Below are 25,245 nucleotides of genomic sequence, written 5' to 3' on the forward strand. Positions count from 1 at the left end.
TCATTAAGTTGCTATACAAAGGTAGTTTTAAAAAGTTATTAACCCGATAAGCAATGCTGCAATGAGCATGGCAAGTGATGAACCCAAAGCCCATTTTATAGTAAATTTTACGTGATCAGAAAACTCAACTCCGGCCAATCCTACTAAAAGATAAGTAGAAGGTACCAGCGGACTTAACAAATGGACTCCCTGACCTATAAGTGATGCCGATCCTATTTCTAATTTTGTAGCCCCCAAATGTAACCCCGTTTCGGTAATCAGTGGGAGTATCCCAAAATAGTAAGCATCGTTACTCAAAAAGAAGGTCAACGGTGCACTGCTTACCGCTGTTAGCACAGGAAAAGCATTTCCCCAGGTATCCGGTACCACCGATATCATCGAAGCTGCCATAGCATCCATCATTCCCGTTCCGGAAAGTATGCCAGTAAAAATACCTGCTGCAAATATCATCGATGCTACAGAAAGGGCATTGCCTGCATGTAATTTTAGTACTTTTTGCTGTTCATCGACTTTTGGATAATTGATGATCAGTGCAATACAAAATGCAATCATAAAGGAAACAGCCAGCGGCAATACATCAAACATCATTGAAGCCAACAGCAGTATGGTAAGCAGCAGATTAAACCATATCAGACCAGGTCTTTTGAGCTCGCGCTCTATTACAGTTTCTTCCTCGTTTATCAGATGCTTGTTCATATCTCCTTCACGGGCAATCCTCTTTTTTTCACGGAGACCAAGCCAGAATGCTGCAAATATTACCCATAGTACACCACCTGCCATGACTGGTATCATAGGCATAAACAGTTCTGATGCATCCATTTTAAGCGTTGTCATTGCACGTGCCGTAGGCCCTCCCCAAGGCAGTATGTTCATTACCCCGCCGCCAAGCATGATAATGCACGAGAGTACAAGCGGATTCATACCCAGCTTTTTATATAAGGGTAACATTGCGGCTACAACGATCATATAGGTAGTCGCACCATCGCCATCAAGCGAAACCAGTACCGTTAAAAAGGCAGTTCCTAAAGCTATTTTAACCGGGTCGCCTTTTACAAACTTTAATATCAGGTTTACCAGCGGATCAAATAATCCTGCATCAATCATGATACTGAAAAACAGTATACCAAAAATGAGCATGATGCCGGTGGGAGCAATATTTTTTACACCTTCCATGATTATAGAACCAAGATCGGCTGTAAAGCCACCAAAAATGGCAAAAAGTATAGGGATAAGTATGAGCGCTGTTAACGGAAACAAACGTTTGGTCATGATCAGGTACATAAATACAATGATCATTGAAAATCCTAAAATTGTAAGCATGACGGTATATTTTAAGTTTAATTATTTTCTGTTTTTGACGACCAGTCAAATGAGTTTCTATAGCCCGCCAACACATAATTACTGGTATCGTCCGGACTAACCTGATTGACAAATGAAAGTTCTATGGCTGATTGTTTACCCACATTAATCCCTAATCCGGCAGTGATCCTGTTGCTGTCAAATTGTTCCGTCTTTACTACATTCATCCTGATTTCATTTTTCAGAATACCGTATAATAAATTCTTCCCTCCTTCTTTACCCAATGGAATTTTTAACGATAGGAGATAACGCAATCTTACTACAAAATCATCCGGGTTGGTTAAGAAACGTTCTTCAACACGATAACGGTGTAATAAGGTAGTACGGCCAATTTTATTTTTGATTGTTAACTGCTGAAACGGCCTGTTTTCATACCGCAGCTTTTTATCGGTGTCGCTGGTATAGGGCTGAAGTACCAAAAACATATACCCCACAGCCGGATAAAGATCATGATCTAACTTTCTTTCCAGGTAGGTAGAAACTAAAAAAAGACGTGAATCCATTACTAAATCGTATGCCCGATATTGAGAAAGTGCCGTAAAGCTGTACTTTTCGCTTAATTTTGCGGACATTGTATATTGCAGCCACATGTTAAAATTATCTTGTTGCGCTACTGCTTTCGTAGAAAAAATCATTAAAAAAAACAGGATTGATATATATTTTCTATACATTTTGATAAATCGTTAATTTATTTGTCTGAGGTAAAAGTATACGATTGATTTTTTCAAAAAAGTAATTTTCAACGAACGACTCATTTAATAAACAAACAACGCAAAGTGCCTGTTTTAAAATAATGATATTTGTATTTTTAATGATATAATTTTAAAGGGTGAATAATTTTTAACACAAAAAAGTATGGTTTTACTAACAAACATCATTATCCTCCTTGTAGCTTTCCGATTACTGTTTGAACAAAAGATTATAGGCAGTCTCATGAAGAAGCAATGGACAAACCTTATCAGGTTTCAACACATCCTGTTTTTTGTGATATACACCTCTTTTCTGGTAATTTCGACACTTTATTTTACGGAAATGCCTTTTGCGTTGTATAGAATACTTTTTATTATGGCTGTTAATACGGTATTATATTTCGTTTGTTATTCCTATTTAGTTCCCGCCTATTACCAAACCAATAAGTATCCTGAATACCTGCTATATGCACTGATATTATTTATATCAACAACGTTGTTAAGACTGCTTGTTGAACCTGAATTTTCTCAGGAGAGCGATGCAGTACAAGACCAGACATTGTTTTTGATCAGCGTATACAGTTCACAGAGTATCGTAATTTTAGTTGCTTCTTTTTTAGGAATATCAAGACATAAATTCTTAATCGAATATGACTATCTCGACCTTGAGGTGAAAAAAAATGAGACCGACCTCAACCTCATGAAGTCAAAGATAAATCCTCACTTTTTACTCAATACCCTTAACAACATTTACGCGGGCAGTTACAACCAGCATGGCAATACAACCGAAGCGATACTACAGCTAAGCCAGCTGTTGCAATATGTTATATACGAAACCGATAAAAAAACTATTGCGATACACAAAGAGTTCGAAATGATGAAAGCTCTTGCAGGTTTGTATCAACTTAAGTACAACAATACGCTGAACATCGTATTTGAACTAAATGATAGCGAAGTACAGGAACAGGTAGAGGTTCCTCCTTCTATATATTTTACACTTTTTGAAAATGCACTAAAACACTCCGGTATTGGAGCGGATAGAGAAGCCTATATTAAGGTGAACTTTGATAAGGTTGATGATACCTTCGTATTCAGGATAGAAAATTCTGTACCGGAAAAGATTCACTTTAATAACCATAACGGATATAACGGAATGGGGCTCGTTGCACTGAAAAAAATCCTCACCATGAAATATGCAGAAAATTATCAATTGTTTGACGAATTATTAAATAAGACGTACTTTTCTACTCTCAAAATTAAATTATGAAACAATTGCAGGCTGTGGGCGTAGATGACGAATACCTTGCGCTGGAGCTAATAAGAAACTACTGTGCCAATACTGATGGTGTCAACCTGCTCGCTACCTTTAGCAATCCACAGGAAGCCACCAATTTTTTGCAGCAAAATGAAGTTGACTTACTTATCCTCGACATTAATATGCCCGACATCAACGGCATAGAGTTGCTGCAAAATACACCCAACAAGCCACTCTGCATTTTTATAACCGCCGAAGAACAACATGCTGCCAAAGCATTTGAACTTGATGTAGTAGATTATCTTATAAAACCTATAAGTATTGAACGTTTCGAAAAAGCCATTACAAAAGCCAAAGAATACCACCATTTTATAAAGTCTAAAGATATTGCCGAGGACTATATTATGTTTAAGTCAGACTATATTGTAAATAAGGTAAAGCTGGATGATATTTATTGGATAGAAGGCTTTGGCGAATACCTTAAAATTGTATCCCGTTACAAAAACCACATGGTATTGGAACGCATGGCAAAGTTTGAAGAAATGCACCGTCACCTGGGTTTTATCAGAATACATAAGTCGTATTTGGTTTTAAAAAGCCACGTAAAATCATTCAATTCACGCATGGTACAGCTCAGAGATGGCAGAGAGTTGCCAATAGGCCGTACTTATAAAGACAATCTTAAAGAAATTTAATTACTGCATCAGAATATTATAATTTCCCTATATTTTACAACATATGGTTAATTCTGCTCCCTCTACAATTTCATAAAAATAGAAAACCGGTAAAATAAACTTCTAAAAGCCAGGGCTCTAAACTTCTTTACAGCGAGATTGATCTCTTTATTTTTCAATCAAAAGAGAAAGCTTTCTTTACTTCATTCCATCCCAAATCAATACCAACAGCAATAATTTTCTTCGTTAGTTTTAGAGGTCACCTAACACAGGTGATCAGATTTTTCATGCAAATAACCGTAATTTTTCCTGCAAAATACCGTAGATTTTTATAAATACTAAGAGGTACATTTAAGTTTTAATTCGCTCTAACTGAAACACTGAGCACTATTTTAGAAGTAAAATTCTCATCGTACTTATTCAAAAATGAAACAAATACATTAGATAACAGTACGAACGAATTTAGAAAAAATATAAAAACCATAAAAAAAGAAGTTTTTTTTTACAAACAAGCTAAAAATAATCCAGTATTTAAAGTTTTTGTAAAAAAATCATTATAAAATAAATTTCAATACTTATAATTTAGAAGAAATTTATTACTTTTATTCCACTATACCACGATAACTACTATAGTACCACAAAGGTCATTATTGAAGTTACACCATTTCCAAATCTCATTTCAATCTTATCAACCTATGAAAAATTCTACTATTATAGGATTAACGCCTTTTGAAAAGCCAGACGTCAACCTAATGTCTCAATTATTTCAAGCCGGAGCATTCCCCGTATTAAGTTTAGGACATGATATCGAAATCGCTCAGGAAGCATTACATCAACTTGACGGGAACAATATACCTTCCTACGGTGTATATCTTACCAGTGACAGGTTAACATCCCTTCAACTACCCGAGCAGGTAAGCCTTGCGATCCTTCCATTTGGAATCTCAGTAGAAATCTACCCTAATGTATCACGAATTTATCAGGTAACTAACCTTGAACAAGCCAGACAAGCCGAAAAACTGGGAGCTGTTGGAATTATTGTGAAAGGAAATGAAACTGCAGGATTAGTTGGTTATGAATCCACATTTGTTCTCTTTCAGCGTGTCATACAAGAAATCAAGACCATACCTGTATGGGTACAAGGAGGAATAGGTCTTCATACTGCTGCTGCCGCAAAAGCACTTGGTGCAAAAGGTATTGTATTAGACAGTCAATTGGCATTATATCCAGAAAGTTCCGTTCCTCAGGAACTCAAAAATCTATGTTCGAAATTAAATGGAACGGAAACCAAAATCATCGCCCAGCATCGTGTATTGGTTAGACCCAATTCACCTGTTTTAGCTGAAAATGTTTCTCCCGAAGAGTTAGGACAATACTTTAATGACCTCGACCCTGAAAAAAGTTACATTCCGATGGGGCAAGACATAGCTTTAGCGACAGAGCTGTATGAAAATTTCAAAACGTTAAAAAAATTGATTTTTGGATTTCAAGAAGCCCTATATGGTCATCTGAAACAAGCAAAAGCATCTGCAATTATTGACGAAAATAATCCATTAGCCAAACAACTTGGCCTACGATACCCGATCGCCCAAGGACCGATGACCCGCGTAAGTGATGTTCCGGCATTTGCCAAAGCGGTAGCCGAAACAGGAGCTTTACCTTTTATCGCTCTTTCTTTACTCAAAGGAGAACAAGCAAGAGCATTAGTCATCGAAACTCAAAAACTGGCCGGCGATAAAACCTGGGGCGTAGGGATATTAGGTTTTGCTCCACAAGAATTAAGAGAAGAACAAACCGCCTATATCCTTGAAGCCAAACCTCCCGTAGTATTGATCGCAGGAGGTCGGCCTGCACAAGCTAAAGTATTTGAAAAAGCCGGTATAACTACGTTTTTACATGTACCTTCCCCAGCGTTACTGGATATTTTCCTAAAAGAAGGCGCCAAAAATTTCGTGTTTGAAGGTCGGGAATGTGGTGGGCATGTTGGCCCGCTCTCCAGCACAGTACTTTGGGAAAAACAAATTGAACGTATTTTAAAAGAAGATCATCCGGAAAATATAAGTGTATTTTTTGCCGGCGGAATTCATGATGCTTTTTCCACAGCCTTTGTATCTATTATGACCGCCACTCTCGCTGCCCGAGGTGTAAAAGTTGGTGTATTAATGGGAACAGCCTATTTGTATACACAAGAAGCAGTGAGTACAGGAGCCATTCAGCAAGAGTTTCAGCAGCAAGCAATGAAAGCTAAAGATACTGTTTTGCTGGAAACGGCACCAGGCCATGAAACACGTTGTTTAAATACGGCATTCGCTCTACATTTCGACAATGAAAAGAAAAAGTTACTAGCCCTTGGAACGGACAAAAAGCAAATTTGGGAAGAGCTGGAAAAACTGAATGTAGGACGTCTCCGGATTGCAGCAAAAGGCATTGACCGCCAAGGTGATGCACTCGTAACGATACCCAAAAACCAACAACTTGATTTAGGCATGTATATGATTGGGCAGGTAGCCACCATGCACAATCAGGTGATTACACTGGAATCACTCCACCATAACGTTGCTATCGAAAATCAAAAATATATTCAACAGGCTGCTCTGCCGGAAAAACCTTCATCAGCCGACAAAGCCCTGGATATCGCTATTATAGGTATGGAATGCGTGTTCCCGGGTGCCAAAAATTTAGCAGAATACTGGCGGAACATCATTCTTGGAAAAGACTGCGTTACTGAAGTACCGGAGGAACGATGGAATAAGGACCTCTATTATCAGCCTGATTCTAATGGTTCGGACGTATCACATTCAAAATGGGGCGGTTTTATTCCAAAAATAGATTTTGACCCATTAGAATTTGGCATTCCGCCACAATCTCTTGCGGCGATAGAGCCAACGCAGCTTTTAACTTTACTCGTTGCCAAACGTGCAATGGAAGATGCGGGTTATGGTGAAAAACAAATCAACAGAGAAAATATATCAGTTATAATTGGTGCTGAAGGCGGAAATGATCTTGCCAACAGTTACAGTTTCAGAGGTTATTACAAACAAGTTTTCGGAGAGCTTCACGAAGAAGTAGAAAAAGCATTCCCACAAACTACCGAGGATTCATTTCCGGGTATATTGGCCAATGTAATTGCCGGTAGAATTACAAATCGTCTGGATCTGGGAGGAAGAAATTTTACCGTAGATGCTGCCTGTGCTTCATCAATAGCTGCTATTGATTTAGCATGCCAGGAATTGATCCTGGGCAAATCGGATATGGTACTTACCGGAGGAGCAGATTTGCATAACGGTATCAACGATTATCTGATGTTTTCCAGCACACATGCCCTCTCCCGTAAAGGGCGCTGCGCAACATTTGACAGTGCTGCAGACGGTATTGCGCTCGGCGAAGGGGTCGCAATTTTAGTCTTAAAACGATATGAAGATGCCATTCGTGATGGTGACCGTATTTATTCGGTTATAAAAGGTGTCGGAGGATCGAGCGACGGTAAAGCCCTTGGTCTTACCGCACCGCGAAAAATCGGTCAGGTACGCGCACTGGAACGTGCCTATGATCAGGCAGGTATTAGTGCCGCTACAGTTGGTTTAGTTGAAGCTCATGGTACCGGAACAGTGGTGGGAGATAAAACGGAGCTTACGGCACTCACCAATCTATTTCTAAAATCCGGGGCTTTACCGTCTCAGACCCATCTCGGATCTGTAAAAACACAAATTGGACATACCAAATGTGCTGCCGGTCTGGCCGGACTGATCAAAGCCACTATGTCTGTATACCACGGAGTAAAACCTCCTACTCTTCATCTCCAACAGCCCAATGCCTACTTCGATGCCCACACAAGTCCTTTTGCTTTTCACGCAAAAACCGGATTATGGTCCGAAAAAGAGCGTTATGCAGGGATTAGTGCCTTCGGTTTTGGTGGTACCAATTTTCATATGGTAATCGAAAATCATCCACAAAAAGAAGAAGCCGCCATTCTGCAATCCTGGCCCTCCGAATTATTCGTCTTCCGGGGAGATAATTATGATGCAGCCAAAATTCAATTAGAACAGGTAAAAACTTTATTGCAAATCAATGATAGTTTATCTTTAAAAGACATCGCCTACAGCTTAACCGTGGGTTCAGAAAAACCGATTCAATTGAGCATTGTTGCAGATACAGCCGAAGATCTCGTGATGAAAATTGAACTCTTGTTAACGGGCATTGAAAGTAAAGATATTTTTATGGTCAGTAAACGAGCGGGTAAAACTGCCTTTTTGTTTCCCGGACAAGGCAGCCAAAACATTCATATGGCACGAGATCTGTTCGTGCTGTTTCCTGCCCTGCGAAAAATCATATCACAATATCCTGATTTAGAAAAAGTGGTCTTCCCTGCAGCCACATTTGATACCGCATCCTTAAAAAAACAAAAAGAAACCATTAAGGATACACGTCTCGCACAACCTCTTTTAGGTATTGTAGATCTTGCCTTAGCTCAATTGTTACAGTCATTCGGTATTGTACCTGATATGTTAGCAGGACATAGCTATGGAGAGTTACCGGCTTTATGTTTTGCCGGTGTATTTAACGAACAACAGTTGGTTGAACTCAGCAGCAAACGTGCACAATCTATTCTAGATGCCATTACAGATGGTGATCCCGGAGCTATGGTAGCCGTAAACATTGATGCAGATCGTTTGAAAACAATTCTGGACCAACATCAGGACTGCTATCCGGTCAATTACAATTCACCAACTCAATGCGTTGTTGCCGGAAGTACTGCAGCCATTGATAAATTCATGGAGGCACTTAAAAACGAGCGCATCTCAGCCAAAAAACTAGAGGTTGCCTGTGCCTTTCACAGTCCTTTGGTGAGCAAATCCAAAGATTTGTATGCCGATGTTCTGAAAGAAATTCCTTTTCAGGAAATGCAGATTCCGGTTTGGTCCAACACCACAGCAGCCTTATACCCAAGCGCGGTATCTGACATTAAAGCACAATTGACCGATCACCTTGTGCAACCCGTGCATTTTGTTGACGAAATCCAGGCCATGTATGCCGATGGAGCAAGGATATTTATTGAAGTAGGTCCCGGAAAAATATTAACAGGACTAACAAAGGCCTGCCTCAATCAAGAGGAACTGATCCTACATGTTGAGGATAACAATCATAATAGTCTCACCCACCTCCTTTGTATGCTGGCACAATACCTTGGAACTGGCCGAACCTTTAATCTAAATAAACTTTTTGAAGACAGACATGCGAATTTAATCCAAATCGATCAACCGGATCTTTATCAAAAGAGCCCAACGATTTGGCGTGTAAATGGACAAGCCGCTCATCCAACCACAGGTACTTTACCTGCTCATGGTGCATTACCAATCGTAACTCCCATTCAAATGACAAACTCCAAGATCATCCAGACACCAGATACACAACCTGCCGCAGAACACATACTACAAGAATATTTAAACAGTATGAAAATGTTGATCCAGGCGCAGCGGGATGTCATGCTTTCCTTCTTAGGACAACAGCAGCACCTAACTCCTATTCCCGTTTATGCTGCGACAGTAGAAAATAAGACGGCTAATCCATTGGCAGCAACCGTAATTACGAACGATAAACCGATAGCTAAAGTATCCCTGCAAATACCTTCAAGAGATATCAAATCTTTGTTGTTAACAGTGGTATGCGAAAAAACCGGCTATCCGCAGGAAATGTTAGGAATGGAAATGGATCTGGAAGCTGACCTCAGCATTGATTCTATTAAAAGAGTTGAAATTATTGGCGCGCTCCGTAATGAGCTTGGCATACTCAACAGTGATCATGAAAATGAAGATACGGTGATGGAACAACTGGCGGCCATAAAAACTTTAAACGGACTTGTAATCTGGCTTACGGAATACACAGGTACTGTTGATTCAGTTGCAACAAAAATTGAATTAGCAACAGTAGCACCTTTAACAGCGGATAAAACCACCGTGACACTTGCAGAACTGCAAACGGCTATTTTAGATATTGTTAGTGAAAAGACCGGTTATCCGAAAGAAATGTTGGGACTGGATCTGGATCTGGAAGCCGATTTAAGTATAGATTCCATTAAACGAATGGAAATCATCAGCGATCTGAAAAATAAAATCGGATTTGGTGATGACAAGGAGCAGGCTGATGATCTTATGGAAAAATTAGCCGCCATAAAAACGTTAAATGGTTTAGCTGCCTGGATAAGTGACATGAGCACAACTGAACCCGTACAAAGTTTATTGACACGCCTGCGGTTTGATTTAGTACCCACCCTTATTTCCGAAGCACAAAACACCGAAATCCTCAAAGGAAAACGATTTGCAATAGTTCCGGACAATGGAACACAAACCTTGGCCATTAAAACGATATTGGAGCAATACGGTGCAATCACTGAATTGGTTCATAACGAACAAAATCTAGCGCTCTTTGATGGATTGATTATTACCGATATATACTCCGCTACTGTGAAGCATAGTATCATCGACCACGTTGGTTTAATTAAGAATATGGATCTTGAAAAAGCGCAATGGATTTATTTGATCTCCGATATCCCGGCACATGTAGAAGAATTAAAAGACACCCGTGCATTACGTCATTATCAGGGTTATCCCGGCTTATTCAAAAGTTTAGCTCGTGAGTTTGAACAAACCAACTTCAGGCTGATCAGTCTCAATACGGCACAGGAAGTAGACCAAATAGCCGAAATTACTTTACGCGAGATCCTGACAACAGACCAATCCGTTGAAGTGATTTACAAAAACAATCAACGCCATAAAGTCGAAATAATACCTTCGCCCATGTTAACAGCTCTTGATCGGGCACATATCGAATTGGACAAAAAATCGGTTGTTTTAGTCCTTGGCGGAGGACAGGGGATTACTGCGGAACTGGTCAAACACATGTCCGCCACTTATCCATGTACCTATGTTCTTGTGGGCAGATCAACAGATCCGAGAGAAGTTATTACCGATTCAAAAGAATTAGAACTAATGGAATCGAAAGAAGAAATCAGAAGCTACTTCATCAAGACCGGTAATTTCAGTGCTCCATCTGAAATTGAAAAAGAGACGCTGCGAATTTTCAAAAACAATCAAATTTTGCGTACCATTCGACACATGGAAGAATTGGGAAATAAAGTAGTCTATCAATCCTTAGATGTTTGTGATGAAGAGGGCTTAACTCAGCTTATCCATGATATTTATAAACAATATGGACAATTGGACGGTGTCATTCATGGCGCAGGTCTTTTGGAAGACAAACTTTTCAAGCAGAAAACCACCAGTTCTTTTGAACGTGTCTTTGATACAAAAGTAAAACCCTTACGTGTGCTAGCGGAACAATTGCGTTCAGATTGCCAGTTTGTAGTTTTATTTTCAAGCATTGCTTCTGTGTATGGTAACAAAGGACAAACGGATTATGCCGCAGCCAATAGTGTATTGGATGATTATGCCAAGGTCTTAAACAAAAGGCTGAAAGGAAAAGTAATCTCGATCAACTGGGGGCCATGGAAAGGCGCGGGAATGGTTTCTTCATCATTAGAAAGTGAGTACGAACGCCGCGGAATTTCGCTGATCCCATTAGAAGAAGGGAAAGAACTATTTCTGAACGAAATCAAATATGGAACAGAAAGTCAGGTATTAATTATGTCTGGTAAAAATTGGTAATAACCGTCGTATTCCTTTATTATGAAAAAAACAGATATTGCTATTGTAGGTTTATCCTGCCTGTTTCCTGGTGCAAAAAATGCAGAGGAATTCTGGCAGAATATCATCAATAAAGTCGACTCCACGCAAGTTGTTCCGGCAGATCGAATCGATCCTGTTCACTTTAACGGAAGCAAGGAAGCTACGGACCGCTTTTATTGTAATCGTGGCGGATTTATTCCTGATTATGAATTCGACCCTACGGCCTTTGGTATCTTACCTCTTGCCGTTGAAGGCACTGAACCCGACCATTTATTAACACTCGAACTCGTTCAAAAAGCATTAGAAGACGCAGGTGTATTCCGAAAAAAAGTTTCATTGGAACGAACCGGAATTGTCATCGGAAAAGGGAATTATACAGGTCCCGGAGCTACACGCGCCATTGAAATTGTACGTACTGGCGAACAGATATTCTCACTTTTGCAAGAACTATTGCCGGAGGTATCTTCTTCCGATATTGAAAAAATAAAACAGGCCTTTCAGGAACGCAAAGGGCGGTTTTCTGCAGATACCGCCATGGGGTTAATCCCCAACCTTGTTGCCTCATTAGTCTCCAACCGATTCAATCTTGGAGGCGTTGCTTTCACCGTTGATGCGGCCTGTGCAAGCGCTCTTGTAGCCGTAGACCATGCCGTGCAAGAGTTGCTGCGTGGCCGAAGCGATATGATGATTGCCGGCGGAGTTCATACCGGTCAAAATGCTGCATTTTGGAGTATATTCAGCCAATTGGGAGCATTATCACATCAACAGCAAATCAAGCCCTTTAGCGAAGATGCAGACGGATTGCTCATTGGAGAAGGCTGTGGTTTCGTTGTCCTAAAACGGTTGGAAGACGCTGTACGCGATCAGGATAAAATTTATGCCGTTATTAAAGGAGTTGGTATCAGCAGTGATGGCAATGGAACAAGCGTGATGAGCCCTTCTGTAAAAGGCCAGTTAAAAGCATTGGAACAAGCGTGGACACAGGCCAATTTAGATAAAGAACAAATTGGCTACCTGGAAGCTCATGGCACGGGAACTCCATTAGGCGATAAAACAGAACTGCAAACTCTGTCTCAATTTTTTGGCAAAGAAGAAACCGCTGCACGCGCCGGTATAGGATCAGTCAAATCCAATATAGGGCACGCCATGCCTGCTGCCGGAATAGCGGGTTTAATCAAGACTTGTCTGGCCCTTCATCACGACACATTGCCACCTACCTTATATTGTGAAAACCCAACCGCCTCTATACAAGACACCAGATTTACACCCATACAGGAAGCTAAGAACTGGTCGCAAACCGGTTTACCCAAAATCGCAGCAGTAAATGCATTTGGATTTGGAGGGATCAACGCCCACGTTGTTTTAGAAGGGTATGACATCCCTAAAAAAGACGAAGTATTGTTGCTTGCAAGACCGACACGTGAAGCTTTACTTTCGGCGCTTCAGGATAACGATACCTCCGTAGGAAATGGAGATTATCGTATTGCACTCTTTGATCCAACACCCGAGCGTATTCAAAAAGCAATCAAAATTGTGTCCAAAAATAATGCGTGGCGCAATAAACAAGATATTTGGTACACCTCTGCTCCCCTTTTACAAAATGGCGGCAAACTAGCTTTTGTATTCCCGGGATTAGACGGTTTAGAAAAAGGCGAAGTTGAAACTGTCAGTCGATATTTTGGATTGACAGCACCTATAGAAACAGCCGGTGAAGGACTGCTGAACGACGCATTAGGTATTTTTAATACTTGTGGCATACTGGACAGTTCCTTAAAAAAATTGGGAATCTATCCGGATATGAATGCCGGACATAGTTTAGGAGAATGGTTAGCGGGATATGCTTCAGATTTGGCCGAAGCCAGTACTGTCAAGGATTTAATCGATGTTCTTGATCCAAAAACATTTGAGCTAAAAGATTCAAAATTCATTGCTATTGGAGCAGGTCTTGAAGAGGTAAAGCCATTGATTGAACAAATTCCTAACCTCTATGTTTCCAATGATAATTGTCCACATCAGGTCATCCTGTGTGGTACAAATGCGGCACTTCAGGAATTGACCCCTTTATTAAAGTCAAAACAGATATTCCACCAGGTTTTACCGTTTCAATCCGGTTTTCATTCTCCATTTGTTGCAGATAAACTGGATGTGATCTTAGCCGGTATGGAAAAAGTTCAATTCCAAAAAACAAAAATTCCGTTGTGGTCAGCCACTACCCTCCTGCCTTATCCGGCAGATCAGAAGTCTATCCGTAAATTAAGCGCCGAACATTTGGTACAGCCTGTAAGATTTCGGGAACTAACCGAAAAACTTTATGCGGAAGGAGTTCGTTTTTTTATTCAGGTAGGTACAGGAGGATTAATTGGTTTTATTGATGATACGCTAAAAGGCAGCCCCTTCAGTACCCTTGCTTCAAGTGTAGCCAATCGAACAGCACTTGCTCAGCTGCAACGGGTAGTAGCCGCTTTATTTGTAGAAGGAAAAGTACTGGCGCTCGATTTTTTAAACATTCAAAATCACAGAAAAATAGTCCCTAAAAAAGGTATAAAATTACAATTAGGATCACCTATTATACGTGATTTTGAACCTTTGCAAAACTTACGGAAATCGATCCATACCGTACAGCCCAAAAAGGTTTTAACGGAAGCAAAAGTAAGTCACCCATTGGTCCGTGCCTTTCAGGAAAATATCGCCGATATGATCCGAATGCAGGAAGAAGTATTGGATGTCTTTCAAAATCAGGGAGAAGCCGTCGTTTTAACACCTGTTTTAACGAAAAAACAACTGGCCGACAGTCCTTTTACAAAAACACTACACGTCAATTTAGATACGCATCCTTATCTGATTGATCACAGCCTTTTACGACAACCGAAAGGCTGGTCAGATGTGGCAGATATGGAACCTGTGATTCCAATGACCATGATCTTTGAATTACTGGCAGAAGCAGCGCAAGCAGAACAGCCGGAAACCAAAATTCACAAAATCATGAACGTCAGTGTATTTCAATGGATGAACGTTGCCAGGCCTTTTGAAAAAACGATAAAAGGCGTCTGGCGTTCCAACCATCACGCCTATCTGGACATAGAGAATTTTGCCAATTCAGAGGTGTTTTTAACAGCATCACATCCACCACAACCTACTTTTGATCTTTCAATAGGCGAACGATTGCCTATTGAGCGAACTCCTTTGGAAATCTATGAGAAGCACATGTTCCATGGAGAAAAATATCAGGGTATTACGGTCATATCAGCTGTTGGAAAGAAAGGTATTACTGGACAAATAAAAGGTAATGGCGGTAAAGGTTCCTTATTGGATAATGCCGGACAATTGTTTGGATTATGGCTGCAACTTACCTTAACCAAAGACCGCATTGCTTTTCCGGTCAAAATCAAACAAATTGAATTCTTCGAAGATATGCACGATCAGAATGGCGAATTTGAGTGTACCTGTATACTGACTGAATTAAACGATGAATTTGCTATCGCCGACATTGTGCTACAAAGAGACGGAAAAGTTTGGTGCGCGATAAAAGGATGGCAAAACCGGAGATTAGAAATTGACGAAGCTTTATGGAATGTTTCCATGTCTCCGCTCCATAACCGTCTGTCAGAAGAAATTGCCCCACAAGTCTTTTTCTTTCATCAGGCCTACTCGCGCGTAAGTTCCTGGGATTTTATACTGAAACGTTATTTCAATCAAAGGGAAAAACAATACTATCAGGAGCTCCTGCCCAATCGCAGAAAAAATTGGATGGTGAGCCGTGTAGCCGTAAAAGATGCCGTAAGACAGGTGCTTAGCGAAAAGAAAAAGCAGCCCAGTTATCCTATCACCTTTGAGATTTATTCTGATAAAACAGGCAAACCTCATCTCAAAGGCAATGCTACGGAACAAATTCAGATCTCACTGGCACATAAAGGAAAAGATGCTGTAGCCATTGCGCAGCACGATAAACCGGTGGGTATTGACATGGAAATCATTGCCGAACGCAGTCCTGAATTTTATCAATTGGTATTCACCGATACAGAATTAGCCTTATTAGAAGAACGAGATCAGGCCGAATGGACCACCCGATTTTGGGTAGCAAAAGAAGCTTATGGAAAATTATTGGGAACGGGGCTGAAAGGTAACCCCAAAAGACACGAAGTAACCTGCATACAAGGCGATCATCTGTGGATCGATCAAATTGAAATTAAAACAATCAAACACCTAAATTATATTATCGGATGGACACTTTAAACACGACATTAAAAAGAAATCATGAAGAGTTATTCAACCTTTTAAAGGGTTTTATTACAGAAATTATTGGTGAAGAATTTGTAGAAGAAATGGATATCACTCCGCAAAGTTCATTTACCAAAGATCTGGAAATGGACAGTATAGAAATTGTATCCTTTTCAGAAAAAATCAAAGCACACTTTGGCGATCAGATCGATTTCACGGGCTGGCTGTCTGCTATGGATTTGGATGAACTGATCAATCTTGATCTGAATAAAATCATTAATTATATCTACGAATGCCAATAATCACTATTAATAATAAAAAAGTTCACGTACAGGAACTCAATAAAGGTGCTGAAGATACCGTGGTACTGATCCACGGTATGTTTAGTAATCTTTCTATTTATTATTTTAACATTGCTCCCATTTTGGCACAGCACTTTCATGTGGTGATGTACGATCTAAAAAGTCATGGCAGAAGTGAGCGTACCTTAGAAGGATATGATTTAGAAAATATGTCCTCTGATTTAATCGCAATGATGGATGACCTCCAAATCAAAAAAGCACAACTTGTAGGTTATAGCTTTGGCGGACTTATTGCTCTCCAAACGGCTTTGATAGCCCCTAAACGTGTAGAACAATTGGTTGTCATTGAAGCACCGGATCCGCAAGATGAAAAGACACGAGGTATTATCGAAGCTTACAGCAAGGAATTTCTCGAACATTATATCACCAACTTTACGGATACCACAAAAGTGAAAATGGGAAAAAGACAATTCGAAAAAAACCATCGCTTATACGAGTTTTTATTTCACCAGACCAGTATCAAAGCAGATATGGTTAAAGAAAAAGATTTTCTGTATCAGGTTCTTATTTCCGAATTACGCATACCCACTCTGTTACTCTATGGATCAGCTTCTGACTGTAAACCGACAGGAGAATGGTTAGAATCTCAAATTGGTACAGCCGAGCTGAAACTCATCGATGGCGATCACAATATTCCCATTCAGGCTCCCATTCAGATAGCAGAAACTATTGTTCAATTTTTAACTAACCCTTTATTACAGAACTATGGCTAAATTTGTATTTGTTGTTCCCCCGCTAACAGGTCATGTCAATCCTACATTGAGTATTGGTGCCGAGCTTTTAGAAAGAGGACATGAAGTAGCATGGATCAGTCTTGACCAAACCTTAGAATCTAAACTTCCTGCAGGCGGACAATTATTGCTTATCCAATACGATCAGACTGACGAAGAAAAAAGAGAGAGCGAACAGTATCTCGATATCATTTCAAAAAAGGTAGTTTACGGTATTGACAGTATCAAGTTTTTATACGACGAAGTATTGATCCCTTTAAACAGACATTGTTATAACGGAATTGTTAAGCTGTTGGAAGCCTATGAACCAGATTTAGTCATTGGTGATCATCAATTATTTGCGGCGGCAATTGCGGCAAAAAAAGTGAATCGTCCTTATGCGACCTCCGTAACCGCCCCGGCAGCAATCAAAATTATAAGTGAGTTACCCAAAGTACACGAATGGGAAGTCAATCAGATCCTGGCGCTACAAGAAGAGCTTGGTGTCAAAGAAAAACAATCACTGGCTTGCTCTGATCTTCTTACTTTAGTGTTAACTTCTCAGTATTTCTTTGGAGAAATGGATCTCAGCTCAAACTATCAATTCACAGGTCCGGTAATAACAGAACGCCGCATATCCAGCACTTTCGATTGGGAGCGTTTGAAAAACAGTCCAGGGAAAAAAATCTTAGTCAGCATCGGCACCACATTCGACCACGAGCATAAAAAAGCATTTTTTCAAAAGGTAATCGATGCCTTTCAGGAGGAAGATCTAACGGTTGTAGTGGTTTCAGATCCGGATTTATTTGATCAGTGGCCTGAAAATTTTATGGTCTATGCACAAATCCCACAATTGGATTTGTTACCTCATTTAGATGCTGTGGTGTGCCATGGCGGACACAACACGGTCTCAGAAGCCCTTTCACAGGGGCTCCCGCTCGTTGTTATTCCAATTGCATACGATCAGTCACATGTTGCAGGGCGTGTCGTACGTATCGGAGCCGGTGAACGTCTCAATTTTAACCGATTTAAAGCAAATCATCTAAAAAGTAGTGTTCATGATATTCTGAATAATCCTCAATATCGCGAAGCTGCCCTCAAAGTTCGCCAATCTTTTATAGATGCAGGCGGAACGAAGACTGCAGCAGATCTACTCGAACATGCCATAATTTCCGCACAGCGATCTATTGAATCTCCGGCCAAATTTCTCGTTGTTGTTCCGCCATTTTTCGGACATATCAGTCCAACATTAAGTTTGGGTGCCAGTTTATTGGCTCGTGGTCATGAAGTCAAATGGTTTGGTATTACACCATTGGCGAAGGAACATATTCCGACAGGAGGAACTTATATCTATCCCGAGGAAGATCTCCTACCTTATCAGGAGGAACTTCAGCGAATATTAAAACGACAAGACGATGGCCCATCTTGTTCGGGACCGGAAGTCATGAAACTGGCACTGGAAGAAACCTATGTTCCATTTGCCAAAATGATGATGCCGGGCTTAGAAACACTACTCGGTCACTGGCAACCTGATGTAATCATTAATGACTGTATCACTTTTGGCGGCGCTTTGTTTGCACATAAACATCGTATCCCTTCTGTGACAACAACCCCGGTACCACCGGATGTTATGGGGGATACCGAGAAAAGTGCTCCTAAAATATTTGAATGGCAGCAAAATCTCATCAAAGAGCTGCAAAAAGAAGTCGGTATCGCTGATGAGGGTATCTTCATACATTCACATCAACTAAATCTGGTGTTCACCTCGCAATCATTTGCCGGTTTTGAAACGGTACCCTCACACATGAAATTTGTAGGTCCGGTAAAAGGCCGTCCTAATAATAGTCCATTTGACTGGGAACGATTAGCCGCCAGCACAACGCCAAAAATATTTGTGTCTTTGGGTACTTTATTAGTGGATATCCGAAAAGATTTTTTTGGCAAACTCATCGAAGCATTTGCCGACCAGCCCGTTACTATAATTGCCGCGACACCGCCTGATATATTTGACAAATGGCCTTCCAATTTTATCGTAAATGGTTTTGTCCCACAATCTACATTGATGCCCCACATGGATATGGTCATCTGTCACGGTGGTTTCAATACCGTAAACGACACCTTTACCAATGGTCTCCCGATGTTGATTACACCAATCGCTTACGATCACTTTCATACCGCAAAGTTGATTGAACAAGCGGGCTGTGGAATCAGCATTCGATACAAACGACTTCGCATAGAAGACCTGAGAAAAACTGTCTTTGAGCTTTTAGAAAACCCTAAATACAGAAATGCAGCCAAAGAAGTTCAAACCGCTTTTCTAACAGCAGGCGGCAATGACAAAGCAGTTGCATTATTAGAAGATTTTGTAAAACAAGAACGTTTGGTATTAGCTTCAGTATAAAATATGAAAAGAAGATTGCTATTTGGAGAGCGTATGCTTTTGGGAGAAGGAAAAGACCCCTTCCATGTTGTTATTCCTTTTCGCCTGCGCGGTGTATTGGAGGAAAAAGAGATTCAGTATGCTTTGGGCAGACTTCAGAAAAAACATCCCTGGTTACGGGCATGTATCCATATTGATGAAAAAAATATCCCATGGTTTGAATTATCTAAGCTACCGAATCCAATTCCTATCCGTATTGTGGATCAAAAAAGAGAAGAGGACTGGCAACAAGAAACTATGCGAGAATTGCAGACACTCTTTGATTATAAAAACAAACCTTTGATCCGCCTGGTGTGGATCAAAGGAAGTGATGCTTCAGATATGCTGCTGACTTTTCATCACTGTCTGTGCGACGGTGGTGCTGCGATGAATTTAATTCATGAATTTTTAAAAGTATTGGATAATCCTAAAGCAGATATAGGCATTGAAAATCCTATTTTAGGTATTCAGGACGTCGTTCCTTCCCTAATTTTAAATAGTAACAGACAAAGATTCAAAGCAAAAATGATTGGTCGACTGGCAACATTCGCCATCAAATGCATTCCCGTCAGCAAAAAAGCGATTGATCGACAGACAGACTATTTGATTCATTGGAAATTAGATCCGGCCACAAGTCAACAGCTTATTTCCCATTGTCAATCACTAGCCATAACCGTCAATACTTTTTTAAGTGCTATCGTATTGGATACCTTTAAAAAAGTACGCGGAAACAAAGCCTTTAATAAAGTTTCTTGTCCGGTAGATATCAGGCGCTTTGCTCCTCAGGTAAAAAAAGATCATATTTTCGCCTTCGGTCTGATGATTGTCCTGTCATCAGATCCTAAACTCGATTTCTTAGACAATTTACGTGTCATGCAGCAGCATGTAGATCGCAAAACCGCCAAACTTAATCCCTATATCACCATGATGGTTATGGAATCTGCTCATAAGGCGTTGAACAACTTTACAAAACTTCTAAAACGAGGCAAGTCCTCCAACGATTGTATGTTTTCTAACCTGGGACGTATTCAGATACCCCATCAATACCAATCCTTTGCGTTGGAAACTATTCGCAGTCCATCTGTTATTGGGCCATTGGGTAATACAACAACTATCCTCACCTCTACTTATCAAGGTGTTATCGACTTCTCGTTTATGGGAAGTGAAGGTTATTTGCCTTATCACGAAGCCTTAGCCATTCGTGATGAAATAACTGATTCTATCAAACGCCAATTAAATTATCAAGCCGCCTCATGAACAAGCGAAAACTCTTATTAGTGGAACGAATCATGTATGTGGATTCCGCTACACCTCTAAACTGTGTCTTTACGGCAAAAATCAAAGGTGAAATTCTACAAGAACAGATCGAAATTGCTTTAACAAAAATCCAACACAAGCATCCATTGCTCCGTGCAGAGGTTGATTTACAGGATAAGCAGCATCCGGCTTATGCCATCAGGGAAAATATGAAACCTATTCCGCTTCGCATCGTAAAACGTCAAACAGATACCCATTGGTTAGCGGAATCTGAACAAGAATGGTATCGGCAGTTTAAAGGCGAAGGCTCCCCTTTGGCTCAATTGGTATGGATCAAAGGACAAAAATTCTCTGAATTGTTATGGGTAGTGCCCCATTGTATCTGCGATGGAACCAGCATGGTCACTTTGATGCAGGAATTACTTGCCTTAATCGATAATCCGACACTTGATCTGAAACCCTATCCACTCTTCCAATCGGTCAACAATTTCCTAACGCCCCAGTTTGATCTTCAAAAAAAAGCTCGCAAAGCAAAGCTTTTTTTTATTTTTGGGGAAATTTTTCTTTTTACTGCAACGGAAAAATAAAAAAAGAAATCTTGGAAAAAATTATGCCATTCATTGGAAATTAGATCCGACAAACTCCTCCATTATAAAGCAAAAATGCAAAGACAGTGGTATTTCGGTACACGCCATTCTTTGTACCGCTTTTATGCAGGCTTTTCAGGATCTGCAAGGAAAATCAGCGAAAAAAAAGGTCATCAGCCCTATTGATATCCGCCATTTTATTCCTGAAATCAGAAAAGACCAAATGTTTGCCTTTGCCCCAACGGTGGAACTGTCTTTAAAAAAAGAAAAAAATCAGATACTGGATCAGGCGAAGCACATCAAAAAAGATCTTGCTCAAAAAATAGAAAAAATGGACGCCCGGGAACTGCTCTGGATGGGTGAGCAGATGCATCCTCTGGTACATCGCATGATTGCGCTGCTAAAATCCAGCCGAGGTGCACACGATCTGACGCTTTCGAATATGGGTAACCTTCAAATCCGGAACGATTACAAAAATTTCATTCTGGAAGATATCTTCAGTCCAACAGTAGCATTTCCCTGGCTAAATTCAAACACTTTAGTGACGACTACTTTTAACGATCAAATGGACTTTACCTTAATGTCCAACGAAGACTTCTTATCAAAACAAGAAGCTTCAAAAATTAAAGATAAGGCATTGGAAATACTGGCTTTGCCCTTATAAATTACGTATGAAAACAGCAACTCAGTCCAAAAAAACATCCCTCAAACGCTTTTTAAGAAAACGTGCGATTTATTATTTTCTTCCCAACGTATGTTTCAATTTTATTATTGCTTATGCCAGTTTCCAGGAATTAGGATATACTCATTTTTTTGCCGGTCCTCAAAGCTTAGCACGTTTAACGTTGCCAATGGCCATCTTTTTGCCTGTAATCCTGACAATGGATATCATCAATCGGGTTATTGTTGCCTCCAAACAAGAATTAATCGAAGTGGCAATAGACCATAAGCTGAATAAAAACAAGTTTATCACAAAATTATGCCTCTTGCATGGCATCATAACCGGTTTACTGGTATTAACAATATTGCTTCTTGCACAGCAGAGCTTAACGGTTAACCATAAATTAGATCCTACCCTTATGGCTCTTCTGGATGCTGTTCTTGCAGGCCTGCTTTCAATATTGTTTACTTATCTTCCCATCTACAGGTTAAAAAAACACTTTCACCAACCTCTGTCAAAGGTGCAGATAGAAACTGCTAACCATTAGGGCAGTTAAGTATTTTCATTTCACATTTCCCCTATCGGCAAAAATTAAACAATTTTTACATGAAATTTTAACGTATATTTGCCGATAACGGAATTTTTTAAAAAAACATGAAATATCTTTCAGTAGTAGAATTTGCAAAAAAAAAGACGCTGTCCGAAAGAACGGTTCGCAACTATTGTGCTTCAGGTAAATTAAAAGGAGTTTTCTTAACCGGTAAAACCTGGAATATCCCCGAAGATGCTGTAATTCCTAAAAAGGAAAATAAAAAAATAAGCAAGAATATTTTATTGAACCACCTGAAGGAACAAAAGAGTATGAAACTAAAAGGGGGTATCTACCACCGTACTCAGATTGATTTAACCTATAATTCCAATAAAATTGAAGGAAGCAGACTTACTCACGACCAAACAAGATATATTTTTGAAACCAATACAATTGGTGCATCTAAAGAAATTTTAAATGTCGATGATATAATTGAAACCTCTAATCACTTTCGTTGTATCGATTTTATCATAGAGAAAGCAAATGCAAAACTTACCGAATCTGTAATTAAAGAACTCCATTTTTTATTAAAGTCCGGTACTTCCGATAGCGGAAAAGATTGGTTTAATGTCGGGGAATACAAAAAAATGCCCAATGAAGTTGGAGGTAATGAAACTTGTCCACCTAAACAGGTTGCTGAAAAAATGAAAGAACTTCTCGCAAATTATCATATTGTTAAAAGTAAAACTATTGAAGACATTATCGATTTTCATTATAAATTTGAAATCATACATCCTTTTCAAGATGGAAATGGCCGTGTAGGACGATTAATTATTTTCAAGGAATGTCTTGCAAACAATATAGTACCCTTCATAATAGATGAACAGCTTAAACTTTTTTATTACAGAGGACTTCAGGAATGGAAAAATGTAAAAGAATATCTGTTGGATACCTGTCTTACTGCACAGGATAATTATAAATCAATTCTCGATTATTTCGAGATAGAATACAAGTAAAAGCAAAATTGGAGTTGCCCCCAATTTTGCCACAAATACTAAGATATTTTTAAACTTTTAAGCTAACACAAACTCCAGTCTTTATCTAAAAATTCATCCTCTCCCGGCTCCTCCGTTTTATAGGCAATCGCTTCCGGAATGGATGTTTTTGGAATGTTCACGTGTATGATTGTATTTTCCTTAATAGTATCAAGCTGTTGTAAAACGTCTTCGAGTTCATCGAGAGTGTTCACTTCAAAACCTTTCCCGCCAAATACATCAACGAGTTTAGCATATTTCCAACGATGCATTTCATTGTAATCATAAACACTGTTTAAATCAGGGATATCATAATCTACCTGATCAGCACCACGGAAAGGATTAGGATTCACCAGCATTTGTTCGATACCATAAATACCATTATCCAATACAAAAACAATAGTATCATGTTTCAGTTTGTTCTGTGTTGATATGGCCTGACAAGTTTCCTGAAAAGCACCATCGCCAACAAATACCACCGGTCTTTTATCTGGTCTGGCACATTTTATTCCTGTTGCAGCAGGTACAGAATAACCGATAGAAAGCCATGATGCCTGAGCTACAAATCCATTAGGTTCTGCAATACGGATGCCTTGGGCTCCCAATAAAGGAAAACCGGCATCTGCAACTACTATATGGCTGCTATTAATAAAACTATTGATCCGTTTAAAAAAAGTATCATAGGTCAAAAGTGGTTTTTCATTTTTTGCTATGCTATCATCGGCGACAAAAAATGATTTAGGCAGCTTTTTTTCCGTGTCATACATTTCATAGGCACTAAAGGTAACTTTAGTGAGTTCTTCTTTCAGGAAAATAATAAAATCCTTTAGCGATACATTGGCTACATAAGAAGCACCTATTCTTACACCGCTGTGATTCGCGAGTACCGTGTCTTCTTTCCAGACATCAAAACCACCCAGATTTTTACCCGTGGTCCATACGCCGAGACCAATTTTCACTTGGGCCTTTTCAAATTGTTCCTTAACATCTTTTGGTGATGCTTTGCCATTAAAGACTCCCCTAAATTTACGATGGTTTTCAGAAACGATCGATTTTCCGAGTATGGAAGTTACAAATTCCGTATCGGTAGTTTCAATGAGATCCAAAAATTCCTTTTGAATGCCGTAGCGCTGAATTTCAATTCCGCCCCAGAAAATAATCTCTTTTCCACGGGCCATTGCGGCAACCCTTTGAGCTGCCTTGCGGGCACTTGTCTGGCATTTTGATGTTCCTTTTTCTACCAATGGAGTAACAGGTGCATTGCATTCCATTCGCCATGCATCTTCAAAAACCTCAAGGTAAACGGGTCTTCCGTACAAAAGACAGGCATTTAGTACTGCATCAATCTTATAAGGAGCGTCAGATGAACCCGTAATCTGTTCGGCTGCGACAGTAACATTACGGAACACATTGATATTGCTGTACATATCACCTGTCATGTGTGAAGCCAGCATTCCTTGAACAAGGCTTCGCTGTTGATCTTTATTGGTTGGAGCTCCATTGATAACCAAAACAGGACAATGTTCTACATACGAACCTGCAACCGAATTCAACAACGTAAATGCTCCCACGCCGTAGGTTACCGCTACTGCTGCAAAACCATTTTGTCGGGCATAAGCATCTGTACAATGTCCGGCATTTATTTCGTTTGTATCGTTAACAATTTTAATTTTTGCCTTTTTGTCTTCGAGGATTGTATTTAAAAAAGGAGCAGTATAATTGCCTGCAATACCAAATAAGTGGGTAAGCCCTAATTCTTCCAGGCGTATCTGCAGGTATTTTGCTACTGATATTTTTTGCTCTGCCATC

The 25,245-nt window shown here is 39.8% G+C and carries 15 protein-coding genes; 12 read left to right on the plus strand and 3 right to left on the minus strand.

The genetic code is table 11. The features are described 5' to 3' along the window. Positions 1-27: 27 nt before the first annotated feature. Both C245_RS0109240 and C245_RS0109245 read right to left on the minus strand, forming a co-directional pair. Complete coding sequence (locus tag C245_RS0109240; protein WP_026109967.1) at positions 28-1,320, minus strand: CitMHS family transporter; 1,293 nt, start codon at positions 1,318-1,320, stop codon at positions 28-30. A 17-nt stretch (positions 1,321-1,337) separates the two neighbouring features. Further along, positions 1,338-1,994, minus strand: a complete 657-nt coding sequence (locus C245_RS0109245) for a DUF2490 domain-containing protein (RefSeq protein ID WP_017496311.1) — start codon at positions 1,992-1,994, stop codon at positions 1,338-1,340. A gap of 220 nt (positions 1,995-2,214) precedes the next feature. On the opposite strand from C245_RS0109245, the gene C245_RS22825 reads away from it, so the two are divergent. From C245_RS22825 to C245_RS24700, 12 genes are all read left to right on the plus strand, one after another. Beyond that, entirely contained in the window at positions 2,215-3,315 is a 1,101-nt protein-coding gene (locus tag C245_RS22825; RefSeq protein ID WP_017496312.1) for a sensor histidine kinase, read from the plus strand. Further along, on the plus strand, positions 3,312-3,998 hold the full coding sequence (locus tag C245_RS0109255; RefSeq protein WP_017496313.1) for a response regulator: 687 nt from the start codon (positions 3,312-3,314) through the stop codon (positions 3,996-3,998). The genes C245_RS22825 and C245_RS0109255 overlap by 4 nt, the downstream gene beginning before the upstream one ends. 1,577 nt (positions 3,999-5,575) lie before the next feature. Next, the gene (locus C245_RS0109260) at positions 5,576-11,638 is read left to right on the plus strand and encodes a type I polyketide synthase (protein ID WP_232424345.1); all 6,063 of its coding nucleotides are present in this window, start codon (positions 5,576-5,578) and stop codon (positions 11,636-11,638) included. A 21-nt stretch (positions 11,639-11,659) separates the two neighbouring features. Further along, the gene (locus C245_RS0109265; protein ID WP_017496315.1) at positions 11,660-15,892 is read left to right on the plus strand and encodes a type I polyketide synthase; all 4,233 of its coding nucleotides are present in this window, start codon (positions 11,660-11,662) and stop codon (positions 15,890-15,892) included. Beyond that, a complete protein-coding gene (locus tag C245_RS0109270; RefSeq protein ID WP_017496316.1) occupies positions 15,880-16,179 on the plus strand; it encodes an acyl carrier protein in 300 nt (99 codons plus the stop codon). Before C245_RS0109265 ends, C245_RS0109270 begins: the two co-directional genes overlap by 13 nt. Further along, positions 16,170-16,952: an alpha/beta fold hydrolase gene (locus tag C245_RS0109275; RefSeq protein WP_017496317.1), complete on the plus strand. Its 783-nt coding sequence runs from the start codon at positions 16,170-16,172 to the stop codon at positions 16,950-16,952. The genes C245_RS0109270 and C245_RS0109275 overlap by 10 nt, the downstream gene beginning before the upstream one ends. Beyond that, positions 16,945-19,350: a glycosyltransferase gene (locus tag C245_RS0109280; protein ID WP_017496318.1), complete on the plus strand. Its 2,406-nt coding sequence runs from the start codon at positions 16,945-16,947 to the stop codon at positions 19,348-19,350. The genes C245_RS0109275 and C245_RS0109280 overlap by 8 nt, the downstream gene beginning before the upstream one ends. A 3-nt stretch (positions 19,351-19,353) precedes the next feature. Beyond that, a complete protein-coding gene (locus C245_RS0109285) occupies positions 19,354-20,625 on the plus strand; it encodes a condensation domain-containing protein (protein WP_017496319.1) in 1,272 nt (423 codons plus the stop codon). Continuing rightward, positions 20,622-21,212 carry a condensation domain-containing protein gene (locus C245_RS0109290; protein WP_017496320.1) on the plus strand — a complete coding sequence of 197 codons (591 nt, stop codon included), beginning with the start codon at positions 20,622-20,624 and terminating at the stop codon, positions 21,210-21,212. Before C245_RS0109285 ends, C245_RS0109290 begins: the two co-directional genes overlap by 4 nt. Continuing rightward, positions 21,175-21,876, plus strand: coding sequence for a hypothetical protein (locus C245_RS0109295; RefSeq protein WP_017496321.1), 702 nt, complete (start codon positions 21,175-21,177; stop codon positions 21,874-21,876). The genes C245_RS0109290 and C245_RS0109295 overlap by 38 nt, the downstream gene beginning before the upstream one ends. A gap of 7 nt (positions 21,877-21,883) precedes the next feature. Continuing rightward, the gene (locus C245_RS0109300) at positions 21,884-22,420 is read left to right on the plus strand and encodes a hypothetical protein (protein ID WP_017496322.1); all 537 of its coding nucleotides are present in this window, start codon (positions 21,884-21,886) and stop codon (positions 22,418-22,420) included. Between the two features lie 107 nt (positions 22,421-22,527). Next, complete coding sequence (locus C245_RS24700; protein ID WP_017496323.1) at positions 22,528-23,418, plus strand: Fic family protein; 891 nt, start codon at positions 22,528-22,530, stop codon at positions 23,416-23,418. 62 nt (positions 23,419-23,480) lie between these two features. Here the strand turns inward: C245_RS24700 and C245_RS0109310 are convergent, their stop codons facing one another. Continuing rightward, positions 23,481-25,244: an alpha-keto acid decarboxylase family protein gene (locus C245_RS0109310; protein WP_017496324.1), complete on the minus strand. Its 1,764-nt coding sequence runs from the start codon at positions 25,242-25,244 to the stop codon at positions 23,481-23,483. Position 25,245: the final 1 nt, after the last annotated feature.

The sequence above is a fragment of the Flavobacterium sp. WG21 genome, assembly GCF_000335775.1.
Lineage (GTDB): Bacteria > Bacteroidota > Bacteroidia > Flavobacteriales > Flavobacteriaceae > Flavobacterium > Flavobacterium tructae.